The following is a 20658-nucleotide window of genomic DNA, read 5'->3' as shown; positions in this document are numbered from 1 at the left end:
TGGTCACTGCCCGTCAAGATAGAGCGCCAGCCCCGCCATCGTGCCGATCGTCTGCTGGACGGTGTATTCCTGCTGCATCACCACGGCTGGATGCTCGACGAGATATTCGTAGAAGGGCATCGAGAAGCGCGGCGGATCCATCCGCCGCTCGTCCGACCCCACTTCGGCCAGCGGCGACCACCGGGGACCGAACACCCAGCCCTGGGCGGTGGCTGCCTGGGATGCCCAGCCATAGACGGTGATGCCGATGGGTGCGGCGACACCCATGGCGATGCTGTCCTCGTGCAGCGGATTGGCGACGGGGCGGACGCCGGCCCCCGTCATCAGGGAAAGCCCCAGCTGGTTGGCGCCGAGCAGGGCGTGGTGGGCGCGCTGCATGGTCTTGAGGATGGCGGGGTCCCCGCCGAGGCGATGGGCGCGGATGAGCAGCATCAGCTGGCTGTAGTCGGGCGCACCGCCCTGCCCCCAGCCGGCGGGCGCGGCCGGGTGCTTCATCGCCGGATAGGCCAGGCGCTCCTGGGCGGACACGACGAGGCGGGCATCGGCCAGGAATGCCTCGCGGATCTGCGCTGCGATGCCCGGATCGGCGGCCGGGCCGTTCAAATAGTCCCAGGCCGCGTCGCCCTTGTGCGCATAGAGGTCCCAGCCGTCACGCCAGCGCGCTTCGAAGAGCGCTGCGAAGGCAGGCTCGCCCGTCAGCCTGAACAGGGCCGCCGCGGCGGCGGCACGGTACTCGCCGGCCTGGGCCTGCAAGCCGCTCTTGCGCTCGTCCCAGCCCACCCCGGCAAAGGCGCCTGACGCCTCGCCGGCCGCGATGGCGTCGGCATAGTAGCGGTCGGGATCGGCGAAGCCGCGCTCGGCCGCCTGCCAGGCAGCGCGTGCGCTCGCGCGGTAGACGGACGCCAGCCTGTCGCTGCCCAACCCGCTCAAGACGCGCGCCAGCTTCGCAGCGGCGGCGGCGTATCGGTAGCTCGACACGTGGTCGGGCGCATAGGCGAAGACCTGGCGATGCTCGAGAAAGCTCGGCTCGCCCTTGAGCGGGTGCGCGGCACTTTCGATGCCGCCGCGGATGCTGCCGTCGGCCATCTGCAGGCGGCGGAAGAAATCCAGCCCCCAGATCGCCTCGTGGACGAGGTCCGGCAAGGCGTCGGTTCCGCGATAGAGTTCGGGATCGAGCACCTCCGCGGACTTCGGCAGGCCGAGATCGACGCCGCGTCTTTCCGGCGCGATGCTCTCGAAGACCTCGAGCAGGAGCGACGACACCTCGACGTGCTGGATGCGCCGGTCCCAGTCGCCCGCGTCCATGTAGCCGCCCCAGTAGCTGTCCGGCGCGATCCGGTCCGTCAGCCAGGCGGGCTTGGCGCCCTCCTCGAACGGCACGAAGCCGGCGAATTCCGAGGACCAGGCCAGCGGCAGCCGGCTCTCGCGTATCGCCATGCCCTCGCCGGGGCGAAAGGCGGCCGGGCGCTCGTAGCCGAAACGCCCGTCGAGGGCGATGCCGCTGCGCTGGTTGTAGAGGCCGGCGATGGAAAGCCGCGCCGAGCGCAGCCATACGTCCTCGGCGATCACGATCGGATCGGAGACGCCGAGGCCAGCGATCCGGAGCCGGTAGACGCCGTCCTTCTCCGGCCGCCAGTCCGAATAGTCGAGTTCGAAAACATAGGTGCCGGCGCGATTGGCGACATGGGCCGGCGTCGCAACGGCGCCCGACGCCAGCGTCGCCGGCAGCGTGCCGTCGACGTCGACGACGTCGAAGCCGATCTCCGTGACCGTGCCGACGGTGGCGAAGACGGCTCCGGCGTCCTCGTCGCCTTGCAGGCGCCGGAGCGCCACGCGCTGGCCGCGAGCCAGGCCGTGCGGCCGCGCGGCGACGAACGAATTGCCATCGATGCGCGACAGCGGCACCGGCTCGGCCGCCGCGTCGGCGTAGTCGACCAGTTCGCGCGGCAGCCCGTTGCCGGGCTCGGGGTCATCGGGACCGGCGCGCAGGCCGATGGCCGCGTCGAAGACCTCCCGCCCCTTGTCGTCGAGCACGCTGAAACGGTCGATACCGTAGCGGCGGAAATCGACGGCACCCCGATCCGGCCCTCCCGGCAGCCACAGCGCGAGGTAGGCGACCTTGGCGGTGTCGGAGCGACGATGCCCCAGCTGGGTCGCGCGGATCGCCACCGCCCGCGTCGCCCGGTCGTCCACCACGATGCGGGTTCCGTCCGGCAGCGGCCCGGGGCCGGCAACCGGATAGGTTCCGGCGGCAAGCGGTCCATCGAGCTGCAGGTAGAGATAATGCTTGAAACTGGCCCCGGCCTGGGTGTCGCCGCCGGACCCGCGGAACAGGCCCGAATCATAGGGCATGGACTTGCGGTAGACCGCGACCACCTTGCGCCCTCCGATCGGCGCATAGGCGGAGGCCGCGTCGACGGCACCGCGATCGAGAACCATGCCGGGCGGCGTGTCGGCGATGCGCAGCCGGTCGCGGTCGGGCCCGATGACCAGCCCCCAGGCGCCCTGGTAGCGTATCCAGTTGCCGACGGGCTCGGCACGCGGACGGTCCAGGCCGACGATGCGTCCGCGCCGGAAAGCCGGTTCGCGCAGCTCGATCGAGACGATGTCGGGCGCCGCCATGGCGACTTCCGCCACCGTGATCTCCTGCGAACGGGCACCAGCGCTCATCGCGACAAGCAGAAAGACCGCAAGTATCCAGAGTCCTTGCCGAAGACGCATGAGCATTTCTTCTTGTTAACCTTAAGACCCGATCGAACCGACCGTTAACTCGGAAGGTCGCCCCACCGTGATATGTGCCAGATGTTAATACTCCGAGGCAATTTGCTTGAAATTCGTCGTCCTGATCATGGCGCTGGCCAGCGCGTTTCCGCTCAGCCTCGGCGTGCGCGGCAATGCCGCGTTCGCCCGCCTGTTCTGGACGCTGTTCGGCCTGCTGCCCTTCCTGGCCGCGGCGCTGCCGCTGTTCGACATCGGCATCATTTCCTGGGCGGGCGAGTGGGTCGGTTTCGTCTACAGCCTCGAGATCACGATCGTCGACATCCTGGCGCTCGCGGCACTGCTTGCGGTGCCAGGCGGGCCGGTGCCATGGGCATACAAGGTGCCGCTGCTCGTCTATATCGCGGTCGCGTCGCTTTCGATCTTCCAGGCCACGGAGCCGCTGGCCGCGACCTTCGGCATCTGGCAGTTCATGCGCATGTTCCTGGTGGTGGTGGCGGTGACGCGCGCTGCGCGCCACGACCCGAAGGTCGTCGTCGACATACTGCGCGGCATGGCCATCGGCATGGGCATGAACGTCATCGCCGTGGTCTACCAGCGATTCGGCCTCGACCTGACCCAGACGCGCGGGCTGTTCGTGCACCAGAACACGCTCGGCCTGACCACGCATTTCGTGCTGTTTCCGCATCTGGCGATGCTGCTCTACGGCTACGGGCGCCTGCGCTATCTCGTGCCAGCGATCATGGCGACGGTGCTCGTGGTGATCTTCACGGCGTCGCGCGCGGCCGTCGGGCTCGCGGCAATCGGCATGGTCATCACATACTGCGCACTGGCGCTCGCCGGGCTGACGCAGCGCAAGGTGATGCTTGCGCTGGCGGCTGCGGTGGCGCTGGCGGCGGTTGCGCCGATGGCGATCTCGACCTTCCAGAACCGCTTCGAGGCGGTGCCGCTCACCGAGGAAGAATACGACGAGCGGGCAGCCTTCGAGCTGGCCGCGTCCTACATCGTGGCCGACTATCCGGCCGGCGTGGGCGTCAACCACTATGTCTACATCGCCAAGAATTTCGGCTACTCCGAGCGGGCCAACGTTTCGCCCAGCGAAGGCAACCGCAACAACATCGTCCACAACGCCTACTGGCTGGCCGCGGTCGAGACCGGCTATCTCGGCCTGTTCGCTTTCGTCCTCATGCTTGCCGTTCCCCTTGTCACCGCGCTGAAATGGGGCTGGCGCGAGCGGATGACCGCCGAGGGCAATCTGCTGCTCGGCATGGGCGTGGCGATGCTGATCGCCTATGTGCATTCGATGTACGAGTGGGTCATATTCGCGCGCGAGATCCAGTACCTGCTGTTCAGCACGATGGGCATGGCGTTCGGACTGTCGCTCCGCGCCGCGGTCAAGTGGCGGACAGCGCCGGCCGGCCGCTCCACGGCGAGGAGCGCCTATGCGGCCGCGCCGGCCCACCCGTCGGCGATGCCGGCGCGCTGGCAGGCAACACGATAGAAGCGAAGTGCGGCCGACCATGAAGATCGCCTATTTCCTGAACACCTACCCGGCGCCGAGCGCAACCTTCATCCGCGGCGAGATCGCCGCCCTGGAGGAACTCGGCGTGGAGGTCGTCCGCCTGGCGGTGCGGCGCTTCGACGGCCCGCTGGTCGACCCGGCGGACTGGCAGGAGGTGGACATGACGCGCTACCTGCTCGACGGCAACGTCAAGGGCCTGTTCAAGGCCGCGTTGCGCGAACTGCTCGTCAATCCCGCGGGGCTGGTCCGGGCGCTGCCTGCCTGGTGGACGCTGCTTGCCAACGCACGGGGTGGAGCGGTCCGCCACGTCGCCTACATGATGCAGGCGGCGGCGCTGCGGCAGCAGGCGAAGCGGCTCGGGATAGGCCACGTGCATTCGCACTACAGCAACAACGCCGCGGCTGTGGCGATGCTGTCCTCCATCCTCGGCGGCCCCAGCTACAGCTTCACCGCCCATGGTCCCGACGAGTTCATCGAACCCGAACGGCTGAGCTTCAACGAAAAGATCGCCCGCTCGGCCTTCGCGGTGGCGATCTCCAACTACGGCCGCGGCCTGCTTGCCTCCCTGGCGGGGCCCGAGGATGCCGGCAAGATCCACGTCGTGCGCTGCGGCATAGACCTCGGCGACTTCGAACCCGCGCCAGCGCCGTCGCCGGACAACCTGACGCTGGTCTGCGTCGGTCGCCTGTGCGCCGCCAAGGGCCAGGTGCACATCCCGGCCGCCGTGGCCGCACTCAAGCGCGACTTTCCCGGGATCAGGGTGGTGCTGGTGGGCGACGGCGACAAGCGCCAGGAGATCGAGGCCGAGATCGTCCGGCATGGCGTGGCGCAGGAGGTCAGGCTGCACGGCTGGGCGAGCAATGGCGAAGTGCGCCGCATGGTCGCCGAGGCGCGGGCGCTGTTGCTGCCGAGCTATGCCGAGGGCCTGCCCATCGTCATCATGGAGGCGTTTGCCCTGGGGCGGCCGGTGATCTCGACGACGGTGGCCGGCATTCCAGAGCTCGTCGACGACAGCTGCGGCTGGCTGGTCACGCCCGGCGATCACGGCCAGCTGGTGGGTGCCATGCGCGCGGCGCTCGCGGCCAGTCCGGACGAGCTGCAGCGGATGGGGAGCGTGGGGCGCGCGCGCGTCGAGCAGAGCCACGACCGCCACCGGCTGGGGCGCGAGCTGCTGCAGCTGTTCGCCGCCGCCGATGGGGAAGCCCCGGCCCGGCCATTCTCGCAACCGCCGGCCGACCGCTCCGCCGAGGCGGCCGAATAGCGCTACTTGTATTCGATGATGCCAGCCCGGCGCCTGAGCAGCCGTCCTGCGTAGAAGCGGACCACGCCCTGCGCCTCGGGGAACTTGGCCAGGGTGACGAACAGGGCATAGGTCCAGCCGGAGCGGCCGGCCGCCCTTTCGCGAAGCGCGATCCGTGCCATCTGAAGCGGATAGAGCAGAAGCAGCCCGAGGAAGGCCGGATGGACCAGTGCCGCTGCGGCCAGGATCGCGGCTGGCAGGGCAAGACCCCAGAGCAGCGCGCGGCGCACGTTGGCACCCCATATGGCATAGGGCGAGTTGGCATGCCGGGCCGCGACCTCGGCATAGGCATGGCCGGCGCGCGTGGCGCGGCGCCACCATTGGCCGAAGCGCATGATGTTGGCGTCGTGCAGCGTCATCTCGGCGTCGAGGCGCCAGATGCGCCAGCCCGCGCCGCGCAGCCTTACGCACATTTCCGGCTCCTCGCCGGCGATCAGGTCGGGGGCGTAGCCGCCCACCTTTCGGAACGCCGCGGCCCGGACGAGGCAGTCGCCGCCGGTCTCGCTCGCCTCGCCGACGGGCGTGTCCCATTCGCGGTCGCACAGCGCGTTGTAGACCGATTGCCCGGGTGCCCGCTCGCGCCGCCGGCCGGCGACGACGGCGACATCGTCATGCGCGGCGAGGAAGGCGTGGGCTCGCGTGATCCATTCGGGGGCGAGCGTGCAGTCGCCGTCGACGAACTGCACGAATTCCAGCTCCGGCTGGTCCATGCACGCGAAGCCGGCATTGCGGGCGCGGGCCGCGGTGAACGGCACGCCCATGTCCAGCTCGACGACCTCGGCGCCCAGGCGCCTCGCCGCTTCGGCGCTGCCGTCGGTCGATCCGGAATCGACATAGACCGTGCTTGCCGCCAGCTCGCCGAGCGAGAGCAGGCAGGAGATCAGCCGCGCGCCCTCGTTCCTGCCGATGACGACGACGCCGACACTTGCCTCAGCCGCCTTCATCTCAGCCCGCGGCTCCGTCGAAGGTGGTGCCGAAGCCCAGCTGCTGGCGCAGCAGAGTCAGGCAAGCCAGGAGACCGAGCATGAGGATGCTGAGCAGAACGTCCTGGGCGAAGAAGGAAATGCGCTCGCGACGCTGGCCGAAGAGGATGATCAAGTAGCGGCAGAGGTCGCTGAGGGCGATGACGAGAATGGCGCCGAGCAGCCCCTGGAAATAGAGGCCGGCCGGGATGCCGATCGCCAGCGATGCCAGCTTGGCCATGTTGCCGGCGGCGCCGTAGAGCGGTTTGCCGACGCCGAGAAGGGCATATTCGTTGATGCTGCAGAGGATGGCGCCCCAGACTCCGACCAGCAGGATCGGCAGCATCCAGGTGGCCTCGTGGTAGCGGGCGTCGTAGATGATGCGCACGGCGACGTCGGCGAAGGCGATGCCGAGGGCCATGCAGACCGCGCAGGCGAGCAGCAGCTTGAGCCGCAGCGGGACCAGGCGCTTGCGCAATTCGGCGCGCGGCTTGTCCTTTTCCCGGGAGATCAGCGGGAACACCACGGAATAGCCCAGGCGCGCACTCAGCATCGCCGGAAGGTCGGCGATGTTGCGGGCGATGCCGTAGACGCCCAGCATGGCCAGCGGGATGCTCTGGCCGAGGAACAGCTTGTCGAAGCTGGAGCTCAGGAACGACAGCAGCGAGGCGATGTAGATCCACTTGCCGAAATGCAGGATCTGGTGGGCGTAGTTCGGCTGCCAGGCAAACCAGTTGCGCCCGTAGGGAAGCAGGTATGTCGAGCAGGCCCTGACCGCGGCCCCCAGCACACCGGCCAGGATCAGCGACCAGATCGTCGGGCTGTAGAGGGCAAGGCCCACGACCAGAAGCGCGCCGATGACATCCATCGACAGGTCGAAGAGGTTGAGGCGGATGAGCTGCATCCGCCGCTGCAGGATGTAGATCGAAACCGACGCCGCGCCCATGATCGCAAGGCTGAGCGACGCGAACTGGATGGCGGTGGTGGGCAGCGAATAGAGCCGGCCGAGCGGGGCGGCGGCGAGGAACATGATGCCGAACAGGATCATGCCGCGCAGGATCTGGATGGTCCAGGCCGTGTCGCGGAAGGATTTCTCCTCGCCATGGCTGTTGTGGATGATGTTCTGGCCGATGCCGACGTCCGAGATCAGCTCGATGCCGCTGCGCAGCGTGTTGATGACCAGCATGATGCCGAAGACTTCAGGCATCACCAGGCGCGACAGGATGACGTTGGAACCGAAGCGGAGGACGACCGAAAGGCCATAGGTGCCGATCGTCCAGACGGCGCCCCGCATCACCAGCTTTTCGGAAAGTTGCATCAGTCGTTACACGCAAGGCATTCGTCGTGGGCGGGCAGCTGCCCTTCAGGCACAGCGGCGAAATCGATGCATGAAACCACGAAGAGATTAGCGGATTCTTGCCTTGCGGGCCTGGCCGGCATGCGCGGAGGCGGCCGGCGCATCCCGCCGCGCGCCGCCCCACGCCAGCCTGGAAGCGGGATGCTCCTAGTGGGCCACCTGCGCCGCCGCGGTCTGGCGGATGACGAACGGGTCGCCGTCGGTCGCCGAGGGCGACAGGCCCGTGGCCACGACCGACACCTTGAACTGTCCCGCCAGGGACTGGTCGAAGATGGCACCGACGATGATGTCGGCATCGTCGCCGACCTCTTCGCGAATGCGGGTTGCCGCCTCGTCGACCTCGAACAGCGTCATGTCCATGCCGCCCGATATCGAGATCAGCACGCCACGGGCGCCCTTCATCGAACGCTCGTCAAGCAGAGGATTGGCGATGGAGGCTTCCGCCGCCTTCATGGCGCGGTTGTCGCCCGTGCCGATGCCGGTGCCCATCATCGCGCGCCCCATGCCGCGCATCACCGTCTTGACGTCGGCGAAGTCGAGATTGATCAGACCTTCCTTGACAATGAGATCGGTGATGCAGCTGACCCCGGATAGGAGGACCTGGTCGGCAATGCCGAACGCCATCTCGAAGGTCGTGCTGGCGTTGGCGACCCTGAACAGGTTCTGGTTGGGGATGACGATGACGGTGTCGGCGGCCTCGCGCAGGAGCTCGATGCCGCGCTCGGCCATCTGCATGCGGCGCTTGCCCTCGAAGGCGAAGGGTTTTGTCACCACCGCAACCGTCAGGATGCCGGCTTCGCGAGCCGCCCTGGCGATGACCGGGGCAGCGCCCGTGCCCGTGCCGCCGCCCATGCCGGCGGTGACGAAGCACATATGGGTGTCCGACAGGTAGTCCATCACCTCGTCGATCGACTCCTCGGCCGCCGCCTGGCCGATCTCCGGCAAGGAGCCCGCGCCGAGCCCCTCGGTCACAAGCGCGCCGAGCTGGATCAGTCGCGGCGCCTTGGACATGGTGAGTGCCTGGGCGTCGGTGTTGGCGACGATGAAATCGGTGCCGGCCAAGCCCTGGGCGATCATGTTGTTGACGGCGTTGCCGCCACCACCGCCGACCCCGATGACGGTCAGCTTCGGCCTCATTTCTGAAATCTCTGGCTTCCTGGAAGAGCTCATCTAGTCCGGTTCCTGCACGATGCCCCAGCCCGAATCGGATCATGTCTAGGGAATCAGATCGATGGCCACGCCGCAAGGCTGCCCTTTCGTCGCTCAACCGGATTTCCGCCAAGGCGAGCCTTCAGCGAAAACCGAAGGACCGGCCGGAATTCGCAGCGGGCAGAGAAAACCCGTGGAATCTCCCCGAGAATCAATCACATTGGGCCGTCGCTCGGGCAGCCGTCCGCAAACGGCGCGAGCCCCCTTCCGTCGCTCGAACCCGCCGAAGCCAGATGCCCATTCACGAACTTGCCGCACTTGGAGCCGCCGTCTGCTGGGCCATGACCGGGCTGATCTCGGCCGGGCCTGCCGGGCATCTCGGCGCGCCCGCCTTCAACCGGGTCCGCCAGATCTTCGTGACGGTGATGCTGGCGCTCTACGTGCTCGCCACCGGCGCCTGGCGCGAACTCGACGCCAGCAATGTCGGCCCGCTGCTGCTCTCCGGCCTGGTCGGCATCTTCATCGGCGACACGCTGCTGTTCGCAGCGCTCAACCGGCTCGGGCCGCGGCGCTCGGGCATCCTGTTCGCGCTCAACGCGCCGATCGCCGCCCTGCTCGGCTGGCTGGCGCTCGGCGAGGACCTGTCGCAAACCGCGATCGCCGGCATCGGCCTGACGGTCGCGGGCGTGCTGCTCGCCATCCTGTTCGGCAAGCGGCGGGCGCAATTGCATGAATGGGAGGCGGTCAAGGGCCCGCTGTGGATCGGGGTCGCGCTCGGCCTCGGCGCCGCGACCGGCCAGGCGGTCGGCTCGATCATCGCCCGCCCGGTCATGGCGACGGGCATCGACCCGTTCGCCGCCTCGATGCTGCGGGTGGGCATCGCCGCTCTCTGCCTCAGCGTGCTGATCCAGCTGCCGATCCCCGCCGTCAAGCCGAAGGGGCCGCTGACCTGGAAGGTGGCGGCGATGACGGCGCTGACCGGCATCATCGCGCTCGCCATCGGCATGACGCTCTTGTTGTTCGCGCTGTCGGGCGGCAAGGTCGGCATCGTGTCGACGCTGTCGGCCACCTCGCCGGTCATCATCCTGCCGATGCTGTGGGCGAAGACGGGCGAACGCCCCGCCGGCGGCGCCTGGGCCGGGGCGGCGCTGGTGGTCGCAGGCATGGCGCTGATCTTCTTGCGCTGAGCAGGGACGCGGCGACCTCGCCGCGGCATCCGGCGGCTCAGGCGGCCGCTTCGACCGGCAGGCCCGCAGCCTTCCATTCGGGATAGCCGTCTTCCAGCCGGCGGACGAGATAGCCCCGCGCCCTCAGCGCAGCGACGGCTTCGAAGGACATGACGCAGTAGGGCCCGCGGCAGTAGGCGATCACCTCGCGGTCCGACGGGAGTTCGCCGAGGCGGCGCTGGAGGTCCGTGACCGGGATGTTGAGGGCGCCGGGAAGATGGCCGGCCACGAACTCGTCCTCCGGCCGCACGTCCAGCACCGTCACCGATCCCTCGTGCAGCCTGGCGACGAGGTCCTTGCGCGACACCGGCTCCAGCGCGTCGCGGGCGCGAAAATAGTCGGCCATGACGCGGTCGATCTCGGCCATGTTGCGCTCGCCGAGACGGCCGAGCGCGCCCATGACGTCGACCACCTCGGCCTCGCCGGCGAGGCGATAGAAGATATGCTTGCCGCGGCGCTCGGTGTCGACGAGGCGCGCCCGACGGAGGATCTGCAGGTGGCGCGAGGTGTTGGCGAAGGTCAGGCGCGTGCGGGCCGACAACTCCTCGACGCTGCGCACGCCCTGGGCGAGATGCTCGAGCAACTCAAGCCGGTGCGGGTGCCCGAGCGCCTGCGCAACCTCGGAAAGGCTGCCGTAGATCGCCTGCTTCGGTCCGACGCTTGACATGAGACCTCCTCAATGGAACATTCAGCAGAATGATTGAATGTTATCCGTTCATGGAATGGAGTTCAAGCCCATGATCCTGCGCCAGTTCCTTCACGCCGACCCGGTCGGCATTTCCTACCTTTTCGGCTGCGGCGGCAAGGCCACCGGCACGGTGGTCGACCCCGTCGGCGACGTCGAGTTCTACCTGCGCGCGGCGAATGCCGCGGGCATGCGCATCAATTTCGTCGTCGACACGCATGTCCACGCCGACCACATTTCCACGGGCCGTGCGCTCGCCGAGGCGGCCGGCGCGGAATACGTGCTCGCGGCGGACGCGGAGGTGGCATTCCCGTTCAGGGGGGCTGCCGACGGCGACGTGCTGCCGCTCGGCAATGTCACGGCCACGGTGATGCACACCCCAGGCCACACGCCCGAGCACATCTGCCTTCTGGTCAGCGACCACACCCGCGCCGACGAGACCTGGTTCGTCCTGACCGGCCATACGCTGATGGCAGGCGACCTCGGCCGCACCGAACTCGCGGTTAGCGCCGAACAGGGAGCGAGGGATCTGTTCCGAAGCGTGCAGCGGCTGAAGGCGCTTCCGGACCATGTCGAGGTCATGCCCGGCGCTTATGCCGGCTCGGTGTGCGGCCGGCGCCTGAGCGGCAAGCCCTGGTCGACCATCGGCTTCGAGAAGCGCCACAACCAGGCCTTCGGCATCGACGACGAGACGGCATTCATCCGCTTCATGCTGACCGACATCCCGCCGGCGCCGCCGGAGGCCGCCCGCATCAGGGCGGCGAATTCCAGCCTCTCGGCCACGGCGGCTTGACCATGAACGAAACCACATCGACCGCCCAGGACGCCAAGGCGCATATCAGGCTCGGGCTCAAGGAAAACTGGCGCCAGTTCGCGCTTCTGGTGCTGATCAACGCCTTCGTGGGTGGCATGGTCGGCATCGAGCGCACCGTCGTGCCACTCATCGGCTCCGAGGAGTTCGGCATCGCCTCGACGACGCTGGTGGTCTCCTTCATCGTCAGCTTCGGCGTGGTCAAGGCGCTTGCCAACCTTGTGTCGGGGCAACTGGCCGACCATTGGGGCCGCAAGCGCGTGCTGGTTCTGGGATGGCTCGTCGGCCTGCCGGTTCCGTTCATGATCATCTGGGCGCCGACCTGGGAATGGGTGATCGCCGCCAACGCCCTACTGGGCATCAACCAGGGGCTCGCCTGGTCGATGACGGTGATCATGAAGGTCGATCTCGTCGGGCCGAAATCGCGCGGCCTGGCGGTGGGCCTCAACGAGTTCGCCGGCTACCTCACCGTCGGCGTGACGGCATTCCTCACCGGCTACATCGCCTCGCGCTACGGCCTGAGGCCGGCCCCGATCTATCTCGGCGTCGGCTACGCGGTGATCGGGGCGGCGCTGTCGATCCTGCTGGTCAAGGACACGCGCGACCACGTCCGGCTGGAAGCCGCCACGCACGCCAAGGAGGCCTCGCCGCTCGGCTTCCGCGAGGTGTTCGCGCTCACCTCGTTCAAGGACCGCAACCTGTTCGCAGCGTCCCAGGCCGGACTCGTCAATAACCTCAACGACGGTATGAGCTGGGGCATCCTGCCGCTGTTCTTCACCTCCTTCGGGCTCGGTGTCGAGCGCATCGGCATCCTCAAGGCGGTCTATCCGGCGGCGTGGGGCATCCTGCAGGTCGCCACCGGCCCCCTGAGCGACCGCTGGGGGCGCAAGGGGCTGATCGTGGCGGGCATGTGGGTCCAGGCTGGCGGCCTGTTCCTGACCGCGGCGACGCGATCCTTCGAGTGGTGGCTGCTCGGCAGCCTGCTGCTTGGGCTCGGCACGGCGATGGTCTATCCGAGCCTGATCGCCGCCGTCTCCGACGCCTCGCATCCGAGCTGGCGGGCGCGGTCGCTGAGCGTCTACCGGTTCTGGCGCGACCTCGGCTATGCCATCGGCGCCCTCTCCGCCGGCCTGATCGCCGACCGCTTCGGGCTGTCCTGGGCGATCACATCGATCGCCGCGCTGACATTCGTCTCGGGCATCGTGGTCGCGGTCTGCATGCGCGAGCGGGCGCCCGGCCACGTCGCCGTCGCCTCCCCGATACGCGACGACGAGGCGGCCGACGAAAGCGCGGAGAATTCCAGGAAATAATTCCCGGGCCCGGGCACTCCGGTGCCACCATCAGCCGCAGGCCGCCTGAACGACCGTGACGGCGATCATGTGAAAGACGTCGTCGGCACTGCAGCCGCGCGACAGGTCGTTGGCCGGCTTGGCGAGGCCCTGCAGGATCGGCCCGATGGCTTCCGCCCCGCCGATGCGCTGGGCGATCTTGTAGCCGATGTTGGCGGCGTCGAGATTGGGGAAGACGAAGACGTTGGCCTCGCCATGCAGCGCCGAGTTCGGCGCCTTGGCAGCGCTCACCGCCTCGACGAAGGCGGTGTCGAACTGCAATTCGCCGTCGATGACGAGGTCGGGGTCGGCGGCATGTGCCAGGCGCGTCGCCTCGACAACCTTCGAGACGCGCTCATGGGCGGCGCTGCCATTGGTCGAGAACGACAGCATCGCCACCTTGGCAGGCGCACCGGCGAGAGCCTGGTAGGAACGCGCGGACATGCGGGCGATGTCGGCGAGGCCGGCAGCGTCGGGATCGACCACCAGGCCGCAGTCGGCAAATACGAAGGCGCCCTTCTTCACGTGGTGCGGCTGGCACAGCATCATCAGGAAGAAGCTGGAGACGAGGCCGATGCCGGGCGCGCGGCCGATGCATTGCAGGGCGGCCCGCACCGTGTCGGCCGTGGTGGCGACCGCGCCGCCGACGGTGCCGTAGGCGTGGCCCTCGCGCACCATCATCGCGGCGAAGACGAGGGGAGTGGTCACCGCTTCAGCGGCAGCCGCTGGGTCGATGCCCTTGCCCTTGCGCAGCTCGTGATAGGCAGCGGCGAGGTGCTGCGTCAGCGGCGAGCCGGCGGGGTCCTCGATGCGGACGTGCTCGCCCGACGCTCCGGCGGCCGCGAGGCGCTGCTCGACGATCTCACGGCGTCCGACGAGCGTGATCTCCGCGACCCCCTCGCGGACCGAGCGCAGGGCGGCCTCCACCACGCGCGGGTCCTCGCCCTCGGGCAGCACGATGCGGCGCGGTGCGGATTTGGCTGCAAGGAGGATGCGCTCCAGCGGTTTCATCAGGCGTGTCCCAGATAGTAGATGCCGGCGAGGATGAAGACGCCGATGAAGACGGTCTCGGCGACGATGAGGGCGACGGCGTCGCCGCCGACGTCGAGCACCCGGCGCAGCGAGGTCTTCATGCCGACGGCGACGATGCCGGCGAGCAGCGCCCAGCGCGATGCCTCCATGCCGATTTTCGACACCGCCTCGGGCACGAGGCCGAAGGAGTTGGCGGCGGCAAGCAAGAGGAAGGCAATGACGAAGCCCGGCAAAAGCGGCGGGCGCTTGCCCGCCTCGCCGACCGGGCCGACGTTGCGGGTGGCGAGCGAGAAGATCAGCACGACTGGCGCCAGCATGGTGACGCGGATGAGCTTGACCAGCGTTGCCGTCTCACCCGCCTCGGGGGACACGGAGAAGCCCGCGCCGACGACCTGGGCGACGTCGTGGATGGTGCCGCCGAAGAAGATGCCGGTGGCGCGGGCGTCGAGGCCGATGGCCTGGGCGATCATCGGGTAGAAGATCATGGCGAGCGTCGAGAGCACCGTCACCGACAGCACGGTGAAGATCAGGTTGCGCTCGGAGAATTCGTTCTTGGGCAACACCGCGGCGATCGCCATGGCGGCGGAGGCGCCGCAGATGGCGACGGAGCCGCTGGTGATCAGCGCCAGCCGCCAGCCGCGGCCGAGCAGCTTGGCGGCGGCAAGGCCGAACAGGATCGTGGCGGCGATCGCCGAGACGAGCAGCAGGATGGTGCCGGCGCCGAGCCCGACGAGCAGGTCGACGCTGATGCGCATGCCGAGCAAGGCGACGCCGATCCTGAGCACCTTCTTGGCGCTGAGGTCGATGCCGGCGACGCAGCGGCCCTCTTCCGACAGGAAGTTGAAGGCGATGCCGAGCAGCAGCGCCATCAGCATCGCCGGCGCGCCATAGTGGTCCGACAGGAACTGGGCGGCGATGGCCACGGCCGCGGTCACGGCGAGGCCGGGCCACCAGGCCTGCACGACCGACGGCAGGCCATTGAAACGTTGGGTCGCGGCGGCGGTGTTCATCGGCTCATTCCCGGATCGTGAAGCTTTTGTCGTCCGCCCGCCCGGCGGCCCGGGCGGGCGGTTTGTCGCCAGATCAGGCGCGCTGCTGCGGGCGCATGTCGGCGCGGTCGATGCCCGCCACCGGCACCGGCTTCTTCATCGCGTCGCGGCGGAAGGGTTCGCCGAGTTCCTGGTTGAGGATGACCTCGACGAAGGTGGTGATGCCCTTGGACTGGTCGTCGATGGCCTTGGCCAGCGCCTCGGTCAGCTTGGCGGTGGTGTCGACGACGACGCCCTTCAGGCCGCAGCCCTCAGCCACCTTGGCGTAGCTGAGGTTGGGGTTGAGTTCGGTGCCGACGAAGTTGTTGGCGTACCACAGCGTCGTGTTGCGCTTCTCCGCGCCCCACTGGTAGTTGCGGAAGATCACCATGGTGATCGCCGGCCAGCCGTCGCGGCCGATGGCGCCCATCTCGTTCATCGAGATGCCGAAGGCGCCGTCGCCGGCGAAGCCCACCACCGGCACGTCGGGGCAGCCGATCTTGGCACCGACGATCGACGGGAAGCCGTAGCCGCAGGGGCCGAACATGCCCGGCGCGAGATACTTCCGGCCCTGCTCGAAGCTCGGATAGGCGTTGCCGATGGCGCAGTTGTTGCCGATGTCGGTCGAGATGATCGCTTCCTTTGGCAGGGCGGCCTGGATCGCCCGCCAGGCCTGGCGCGGCGACATGCGGTCGGCCTCGCGCAGGCGGGCACTCGCATTCCACTCGGTGCCGACGTCGTCTTCCTCGTGGTCCATCGACGACAGCTGCTGCAGCCAGGCCGAGCGGGTCTGGTGGATCGCCGCCTTGCGCTGCTCGCGGCCTTCGTTGCCGGCCGACGGGGTCAGCTGCTCGAGGATCTGGCGGGCGACCTGCCTGGCGTCGCCGCAGATGCCGACCGACACCTTCTTGGTCAGGCCGATGCGGTCGGCATTGATGTCGACCTGGATGATCGCGGCATTCTTCGGCCAGTAGTCGATGCCGTAGCCCGGCAGCGTCGAGAACGGGTTGAGGCGGGTGCCGAGCGCCAGCACCACGTCGGCCTTGGCGATCAGCTCCATCGCCGCCTTCGAGCCGTTGTAGCCGAGCGGGCCGGCGGCGAGGCGATGGCTGCCGGGGAAGGCGTCGTTGTGCTGGTAGCCGCAGCACACCGGCGCATCGAGCCGCTCGGCAAGCGCCATCGATTCCTGGATGGCGTTGCCGATGACGACGCCGGCGCCGTTGAGGATGACCGGGAACTTTGCCTCCGACAGCAGGCGTGCGGCCTCCGTGATCGCCTGAGGGCCGCCGGCCGGGCGCTCGAAACGCACGATGGAAGGCAGGTCGACGTCGATGACATGGGTCCAGAAGTCGCGCGGGATGTTGATCTGCGCGGGCGCACAGCCGCGCCAGGCCTTCTCGATGACGCGGTTCAGCACCTCGGGAATGCGCGAGGGGTCGCGCACCTCTTCCTGGTAGCAGACCATTTCCTCGAACATCGCCATCTGGTCGACTTCCTGGAAGCCGCCCTGGCCGATGGTCTTGTTGGCCGCCTGCGGGGTGACCATCAACAGCGGCGTGTGGTTCCAGTAGGCGGTCTTCATGGCGGTGATGAAGCCGGTGACGCCGGGGCCGTTCTGGCCGATGGCCATCGACATGGTGCCGGTGGCGCGGCTGAAGCCGTCGGCCATCATGCCGGCATTGGTCTCGTGGGCGCAGTCCCAGAATTTGATGCCGGCCTTGGGGAACAGGTCCGACACCGGCATCATGGCCGAGCCGATGATGCCGAAGGCGTGCTCGATGCCATGCATCTGCAGGACTTTGACGAATGCTTCTTCGGTGGTCATCTTCATTTCTTGGTTCCTTTCGATTGGGGGGCGGTCCGGCGCGGGAGGGCTAGAGAATTTCGTCCTTGAGGTAATACCAGCGGTACATGCCCCACTGGCCGAGGCGCCTGAACGGCGTGAGCAGGCCGTGGCTGGGGAGCGGCGAGGTGAAGATCGGCAGGTCGAGCACAGTGCCCTTGCCCGCCACCATCTGGGCCATGCGGCGGCCGGCCTGGGCCGAATACATGACGCCGTTGCCGCCGTAGCCCATGGCGTAGAACAGCCGCTGCTTCGGGTCGGGCTGGAAGATGCGCGGCATCATGTCGTGGCTGACGTCGACCCAACCCCACCAGGAGTAGTCGACCTCGATGCCGCGCAGGATCGGGAACTTGCGGTACAGCCCGGCCAGCAGCAGGTCGAGATGCTTGGGATTGCCCGCGTCGCGACCGGTGATGGCGCTGCGGCTGCCGATCTGCACCCGACCGTCGGGCAGCATGCGGTAATAGTGGCGCAGCGTGCGCGTGTCGGTGAGCGGGATCCGCGCCTTGAAGTTCAGCGCCTCGCGCTCGCCCACGGACAGCGGCCGGGTGACGATCGAGTTGGACAGGATCGGCATCAGCCGATGGCGCGTGAGTTCGTGCAGGCCGGGCGAGGTGTAGCCGGCGGTGGCGATGCAGACCGCACGGGCGCGCACCGTGCCGCCCGGCGTGCGGAGATGATGGACGCCGCCCTTGAGTTCGCTGCCGAGCACCGGGCTCGACGTGTGCACCCTGGCGCCGAGGTTGCGCGCCAGCTTGAGATAGCCGAAGGCGAGCTTGGCGGCGTGGATGCCGATGCCGTCGGGCTCGTACATCGCCCCCCTCGCCTCGGCATCGCGGACGAAGTCGCTGTGCACCTCGTCGCGGCCGACCATGCGGGCGCGGTAGCCGAACACCTCGTTGAGCAGGCGCGTCTCCTTCTCCAGCGCCGGCAGCACCTTGTCGCGGTGGGCGATGTAGAGGTGGCCGCCATCCTGCGGATCGCAGTCGATCTCCGGCTCGCGGATCAGGCCACGGAACAGTTCGAAGGCCTCGGCGATCTCGGCGTGCATCTTCCGGGCGACGTCGACGCCCCAGCGCTCGATCCACTGCGAGCGCTTGAGCCGGCCCGAGGAAATCTGCGCCTGGCCGCCATTGCGGGTGGAGCAGCCCCAGGCGACGCCGTTGGCCTCGAGCACGGTCGCCTTGATGCCGTGCTCCCTGGCGAGATGGATGGCGCAGGAGAGGCCGGTGTAGCCGGACCCGACGATCGCGACGTCGACGTCGATGTCCTGCGTGACCGGACCATCGTCCTCCGGCTCGGGGCCGGCCGTGGCGATCCAGTAGGTCGGCGCATAGTCCTTGCCGTCGCCCGGATTGGGCGCGTGCACCGGGTCATAGGCCGGATCGAACGGCTTGCGCTGCGCCGACGGCCTGACGAGCTGATGTTCCATTTTCGCCGTTCCTCTCCTGACCGATCAGGCGCCTGCCGAAAGCAGCGGCCGGTTCTTGCGGAAGGCCTGCTTGCGCACGATCCTGCCGCCGGCAATCGTGAACAGGTCGCAACCTTCCGCTTCGATGCGGCTGCCGTCGGCATTGGTGCCGGTGAACGTCCATTCCGAGACGGCGCGGTCGCCGTGGACGAAGTGGCCGTGATGAGCCCAGTGCGCGTCGGGCATCGCCCTCCACACGCCGCTGAAGGCGTTGGCGATGGCCGCCGAACCTTCGAAGCGGGCGCCGTGGACCTCCGGGCCGCCGACCGCGTTGAAGACGCACGTCTCGGCGAAGAAGCTCATCACGCCGTCGATGTCGTGCCGGTTGAAGGCGTCGAACAGCTTGGCAAGGTCGTCGGCGGTCAGCGCCATGGTATGGTCCTCGTATTTCCGGGGCGGCGCCGGGCATGGCTCCGCCGTCGCCGGGCAAGCCGGCCGATTGATCTCGTTCGGTGGTTCGGGTTCTAGGCGGCGGCCTCAGCCGGGCGGCGACGTCGCCGGATGCATGAGCGCTGCCATCAGATCTTGCCCTTCCAGGGGATCAGCGCCTTCTCCAGGTAGCGGAGCAGGAGGTCGAAGGCGAAGGCGAAGACGCCGATGACGATGATGCCCATGATGACGGTGTCGCTGGCGAGGTATTCGGCAGCGTTGAGCACCATGAAGCCGAGGCCCCGGTGCGCGGCCACCATCTCGGCGGCGACGAGCGTGGTCCAGCCGACGCCGATGCCGATGCGCATGCCGGTGAAGATTTCGGGCAGCGCGGCCTTGAGGATGACCTGGCTGATGACCTGGGCGCGGGTGGCGCCCATCGCATAGGCGGCGTGGATCTGTTCGGTCGAGACCGAGCGTACGCCGGCGCGGGCGGCGATCGCCATCGGCGCGAAGATCGCGAGGTAGATCAGGAACACCTTCGGGAACTCGCCGATGCCGAGCCAGATGATGATCAGCGGCAGGTAGGCGAGCGGCGGCAGCGGGCGGTAGAACTCGATGATCGGGTCGAACAGCCCGCGGATCGTGCGGTTGACGCCCATGAGGATGCCGACCGGCACGGCGGTGACCAGCGCCAGCACGAAGGCGCCGAGCACGCGGCCGAGGCTCGCCAGCGTGTGCTGGAGAAGCGTCGAGTTGGACACGCCCTCGGTCATGGCGACCACGAACTTGTCCCACACCGCGAGCGGCGAAGGCAGGAACAGCGGCTTGACCCAGCCCATCTCGGTGACCAGCAGCCACAGGCCGAACAGCACGAGCGCGGTGATCAGGCTGATGTGGCCGCTCATGCCGTCGCCGGGGGCGCCGTAGATCTTGCCGGGACGGACGGGCCTCGCCCTGGAGATGCGCTCAAGCATGGAGGAGTTCCGGGTTGCCGGACTGGCGCTCGTCGCCGTAGATGATGCCGAGGATCTGTTCGCGCATGTCGATGAAATCGCGGCTGGATTTGATTGCACGGGCGTTGCCCTCCTCGAGGAAGCGTCGATTGAAATCGAGCTCGTAGGTGTGGGTGATGCGGCCGGGGCGCGGCGACATGACGATCAGCCGCGAGCCGAGGAAAAGCGCCTCCTCGACGCTGTGGGTGATGAAGAAGAACATCTTGTTGGTGAGCTGCCAGACCTTGAGCAGCAGCTCCTGGATGGTCTCGCGGGTCAGCGCGTCGAGCGCGGCCATCGGCTCGTCCATCAGAAGCATTGCCGGATCGCAGGTCAGCGCCCGGGCGATGCCGACGCGCTGCTGCATGCCGCCGGACAGGTGGTAGATCATGTGGCGGTGGAAGTCCTGCAGGCCGACCAGCGCCAGGTTCTTCGTGGCGATCTCGCGGCGGGCCTGCTTGTCGATGCCGCGCAGCTTGAGGCCGAATTCGGTGTTGTCGATGACGTTGAGCCAGGGCAGCAGCGCGTGCTTCTGGAACACGACGCCGCGGTCGGCGCCGGGGCCGACGACCTGGCGGCCGCCGAGCGTGATGTCGCCGCCCGTCGGCGCCATGAAGCCGGCCATGAGGTTGAGCAACGTGGTCTTGCCGCAGCCCGAGGCGCCGAGGGCGACGACGAAATCGCCGCTCTTGATCTCGAGGTTGACGCCCTTGAGGGCGATCACAGCCTGGTCGGAGTAGAGCCCCGGATAGGTCAGGCTGACATTGCTGACGTTGAGGGTTTCCATCGCGTCGAGCCTTTCGAAGAATTGCCGTCCAATGTGAATGCGGGAGCGGCCGCCGGCAGCGTGGTGTCCGCGCCG

At 68.2% G+C, this 20658-nt stretch carries 17 protein-coding genes; 5 read left to right on the top strand and 12 right to left on the bottom strand.

What is annotated here, in order from left to right; genetic code table 11:
- Nucleotides 1-3: 3 nt before the first annotated feature.
- Nucleotides 4-2670 (bottom strand): glycoside hydrolase family 9 protein, encoded by a 2667-nt coding sequence (locus PV773_RS01440; protein ID WP_347964619.1) that lies wholly within the window; start codon nucleotides 2668-2670, stop codon nucleotides 4-6.
- Nucleotides 2671-2827: 157 nt separating this feature from the next.
- On the opposite strand from PV773_RS01440, the gene PV773_RS01435 reads away from it, so the two are divergent.
- Nucleotides 2828-4219, top strand: a complete 1392-nt coding sequence (locus PV773_RS01435; RefSeq protein ID WP_347964618.1) for an O-antigen ligase family protein — start codon at nucleotides 2828-2830, stop codon at nucleotides 4217-4219.
- A gap of 7 nt (nucleotides 4220-4226) precedes the next feature.
- The gene (locus PV773_RS01430; protein WP_347964617.1) at nucleotides 4227-5501 is read left to right on the top strand and encodes a glycosyltransferase family 4 protein; all 1275 of its coding nucleotides are present in this window, start codon (nucleotides 4227-4229) and stop codon (nucleotides 5499-5501) included.
- Between the two features lie 2 nt (nucleotides 5502-5503).
- On the opposite strand, the gene PV773_RS01425 is transcribed toward PV773_RS01430, so the two are convergent.
- The 3 genes from PV773_RS01425 to ftsZ form a co-directional block, all read right to left on the bottom strand.
- Nucleotides 5504-6484, bottom strand: a complete 981-nt coding sequence (locus PV773_RS01425; RefSeq protein ID WP_347964616.1) for a glycosyltransferase family A protein — start codon at nucleotides 6482-6484, stop codon at nucleotides 5504-5506.
- A 1-nt stretch (nucleotide 6485) separates the two neighbouring features.
- A complete protein-coding gene (locus PV773_RS01420) occupies nucleotides 6486-7820 on the bottom strand; it encodes an oligosaccharide flippase family protein (protein ID WP_347964615.1) in 1335 nt (444 codons plus the stop codon).
- 186 nt (nucleotides 7821-8006) lie between these two features.
- Entirely contained in the window at nucleotides 8007-9029 is a 1023-nt protein-coding gene (gene ftsZ / locus PV773_RS01415) for a cell division protein FtsZ (RefSeq protein ID WP_347964614.1), read from the bottom strand.
- A gap of 272 nt (nucleotides 9030-9301) precedes the next feature.
- On the opposite strand from ftsZ, the gene PV773_RS01410 reads away from it, so the two are divergent.
- Nucleotides 9302-10195, top strand: coding sequence for a DMT family transporter (locus PV773_RS01410; RefSeq protein ID WP_347964613.1), 894 nt, complete (start codon nucleotides 9302-9304; stop codon nucleotides 10193-10195).
- A 37-nt stretch (nucleotides 10196-10232) separates the two neighbouring features.
- Here the strand turns inward: PV773_RS01410 and PV773_RS01405 are convergent, their stop codons facing one another.
- Nucleotides 10233-10901 carry a metalloregulator ArsR/SmtB family transcription factor gene (locus PV773_RS01405; RefSeq protein WP_347964612.1) on the bottom strand — a complete coding sequence of 223 codons (669 nt, stop codon included), beginning with the start codon at nucleotides 10899-10901 and terminating at the stop codon, nucleotides 10233-10235.
- 37 nt (nucleotides 10902-10938) lie between these two features.
- On the opposite strand from PV773_RS01405, the gene PV773_RS01400 reads away from it, so the two are divergent.
- Together PV773_RS01400 and PV773_RS01395 are read left to right on the top strand one after the other, a co-directional pair.
- The gene (locus PV773_RS01400) at nucleotides 10939-11712 is read left to right on the top strand and encodes an MBL fold metallo-hydrolase (RefSeq protein WP_347964611.1); all 774 of its coding nucleotides are present in this window, start codon (nucleotides 10939-10941) and stop codon (nucleotides 11710-11712) included.
- A gap of 2 nt (nucleotides 11713-11714) precedes the next feature.
- Entirely contained in the window at nucleotides 11715-13040 is a 1326-nt protein-coding gene (locus PV773_RS01395) for an MFS transporter (RefSeq protein WP_347964610.1), read from the top strand.
- 30 nt (nucleotides 13041-13070) lie between these two features.
- On the opposite strand, the gene pta is transcribed toward PV773_RS01395, so the two are convergent.
- The 7 genes from pta to PV773_RS01360 form a co-directional block, all read right to left on the bottom strand.
- Nucleotides 13071-14069 (bottom strand): phosphate acetyltransferase, encoded by a 999-nt coding sequence (gene pta, locus PV773_RS01390; RefSeq protein ID WP_347964609.1) that lies wholly within the window; start codon nucleotides 14067-14069, stop codon nucleotides 13071-13073.
- Nucleotides 14069-15100, bottom strand: coding sequence for a YeiH family protein (locus PV773_RS01385; RefSeq protein ID WP_347964608.1), 1032 nt, complete (start codon nucleotides 15098-15100; stop codon nucleotides 14069-14071). Before PV773_RS01385 ends, pta begins: the two co-directional genes overlap by 1 nt.
- A gap of 73 nt (nucleotides 15101-15173) precedes the next feature.
- The gene (gene xsc / locus PV773_RS01380) at nucleotides 15174-16949 is read right to left on the bottom strand and encodes a sulfoacetaldehyde acetyltransferase (RefSeq protein ID WP_347964607.1); all 1776 of its coding nucleotides are present in this window, start codon (nucleotides 16947-16949) and stop codon (nucleotides 15174-15176) included.
- Between the two features lie 43 nt (nucleotides 16950-16992).
- Nucleotides 16993-18393 (bottom strand): FAD-binding oxidoreductase, encoded by a 1401-nt coding sequence (locus PV773_RS01375; protein WP_347964606.1) that lies wholly within the window; start codon nucleotides 18391-18393, stop codon nucleotides 16993-16995.
- 24 nt (nucleotides 18394-18417) lie between these two features.
- A complete protein-coding gene (locus tag PV773_RS01370; RefSeq protein ID WP_347964912.1) occupies nucleotides 18418-18798 on the bottom strand; it encodes a nuclear transport factor 2 family protein in 381 nt (126 codons plus the stop codon).
- Between the two features lie 152 nt (nucleotides 18799-18950).
- Nucleotides 18951-19778, bottom strand: a complete 828-nt coding sequence (locus PV773_RS01365; protein WP_347964605.1) for an ABC transporter permease subunit — start codon at nucleotides 19776-19778, stop codon at nucleotides 18951-18953.
- Nucleotides 19771-20583: a taurine ABC transporter ATP-binding protein gene (locus tag PV773_RS01360; protein WP_347964604.1), complete on the bottom strand. Its 813-nt coding sequence runs from the start codon at nucleotides 20581-20583 to the stop codon at nucleotides 19771-19773. Before PV773_RS01360 ends, PV773_RS01365 begins: the two co-directional genes overlap by 8 nt.
- Nucleotides 20584-20658: the final 75 nt, after the last annotated feature.

It is taken from the genome of Mesorhizobium sp. CC13 (genome assembly GCF_039907765.1).
Classification (GTDB): Bacteria; Pseudomonadota; Alphaproteobacteria; order Rhizobiales; family Rhizobiaceae; genus Aminobacter.
This window is presented reverse-complemented; position numbering and strand designations above follow the sequence as displayed.

What these genes read in the sequence shown, in the direction of transcription:
- PV773_RS01440 (WP_347964619.1), bottom strand. Translation starts at nt 2,670, where the DNA reads ATGAGCGCTGGTGCCCGTTCGCAGGAGATCACGGTGGCGGAAGTCGCC.
- PV773_RS01425 (WP_347964616.1), bottom strand. Translation starts at nt 6,484, where the DNA reads ATGAAGGCGGCTGAGGCAAGTGTCGGCGTCGTCGTCATCGGCAGGAAC.
- PV773_RS01420 (WP_347964615.1), bottom strand. Translation starts at nt 7,820, where the DNA reads ATGCAACTTTCCGAAAAGCTGGTGATGCGGGGCGCCGTCTGGACGATC.
- ftsZ (WP_347964614.1), bottom strand. Translation starts at nt 9,029, where the DNA reads ATGAGCTCTTCCAGGAAGCCAGAGATTTCAGAAATGAGGCCGAAGCTG.
- PV773_RS01410 (WP_347964613.1), top strand. Translation starts at nt 9,302, where the DNA reads ATGCCCATTCACGAACTTGCCGCACTTGGAGCCGCCGTCTGCTGGGCC.
- PV773_RS01405 (WP_347964612.1), bottom strand. Translation starts at nt 10,901, where the DNA reads ATGTCAAGCGTCGGACCGAAGCAGGCGATCTACGGCAGCCTTTCCGAG.
- PV773_RS01400 (WP_347964611.1), top strand. Translation starts at nt 10,939, where the DNA reads ATGTTATCCGTTCATGGAATGGAGTTCAAGCCCATGATCCTGCGCCAG.
- PV773_RS01395 (WP_347964610.1), top strand. Translation starts at nt 11,715, where the DNA reads ATGAACGAAACCACATCGACCGCCCAGGACGCCAAGGCGCATATCAGG.
- pta (WP_347964609.1), bottom strand. Translation starts at nt 14,069, where the DNA reads ATGAAACCGCTGGAGCGCATCCTCCTTGCAGCCAAATCCGCACCGCGC.
- PV773_RS01385 (WP_347964608.1), bottom strand. Translation starts at nt 15,100, where the DNA reads ATGAACACCGCCGCCGCGACCCAACGTTTCAATGGCCTGCCGTCGGTC.
- xsc (WP_347964607.1), bottom strand. Translation starts at nt 16,949, where the DNA reads ATGAAGATGACCACCGAAGAAGCATTCGTCAAAGTCCTGCAGATGCAT.
- PV773_RS01375 (WP_347964606.1), bottom strand. Translation starts at nt 18,393, where the DNA reads ATGGAACATCAGCTCGTCAGGCCGTCGGCGCAGCGCAAGCCGTTCGAT.
- PV773_RS01365 (WP_347964605.1), bottom strand. Translation starts at nt 19,778, where the DNA reads ATGCTTGAGCGCATCTCCAGGGCGAGGCCCGTCCGTCCCGGCAAGATC.
- PV773_RS01360 (WP_347964604.1), bottom strand. Translation starts at nt 20,583, where the DNA reads ATGGAAACCCTCAACGTCAGCAATGTCAGCCTGACCTATCCGGGGCTC.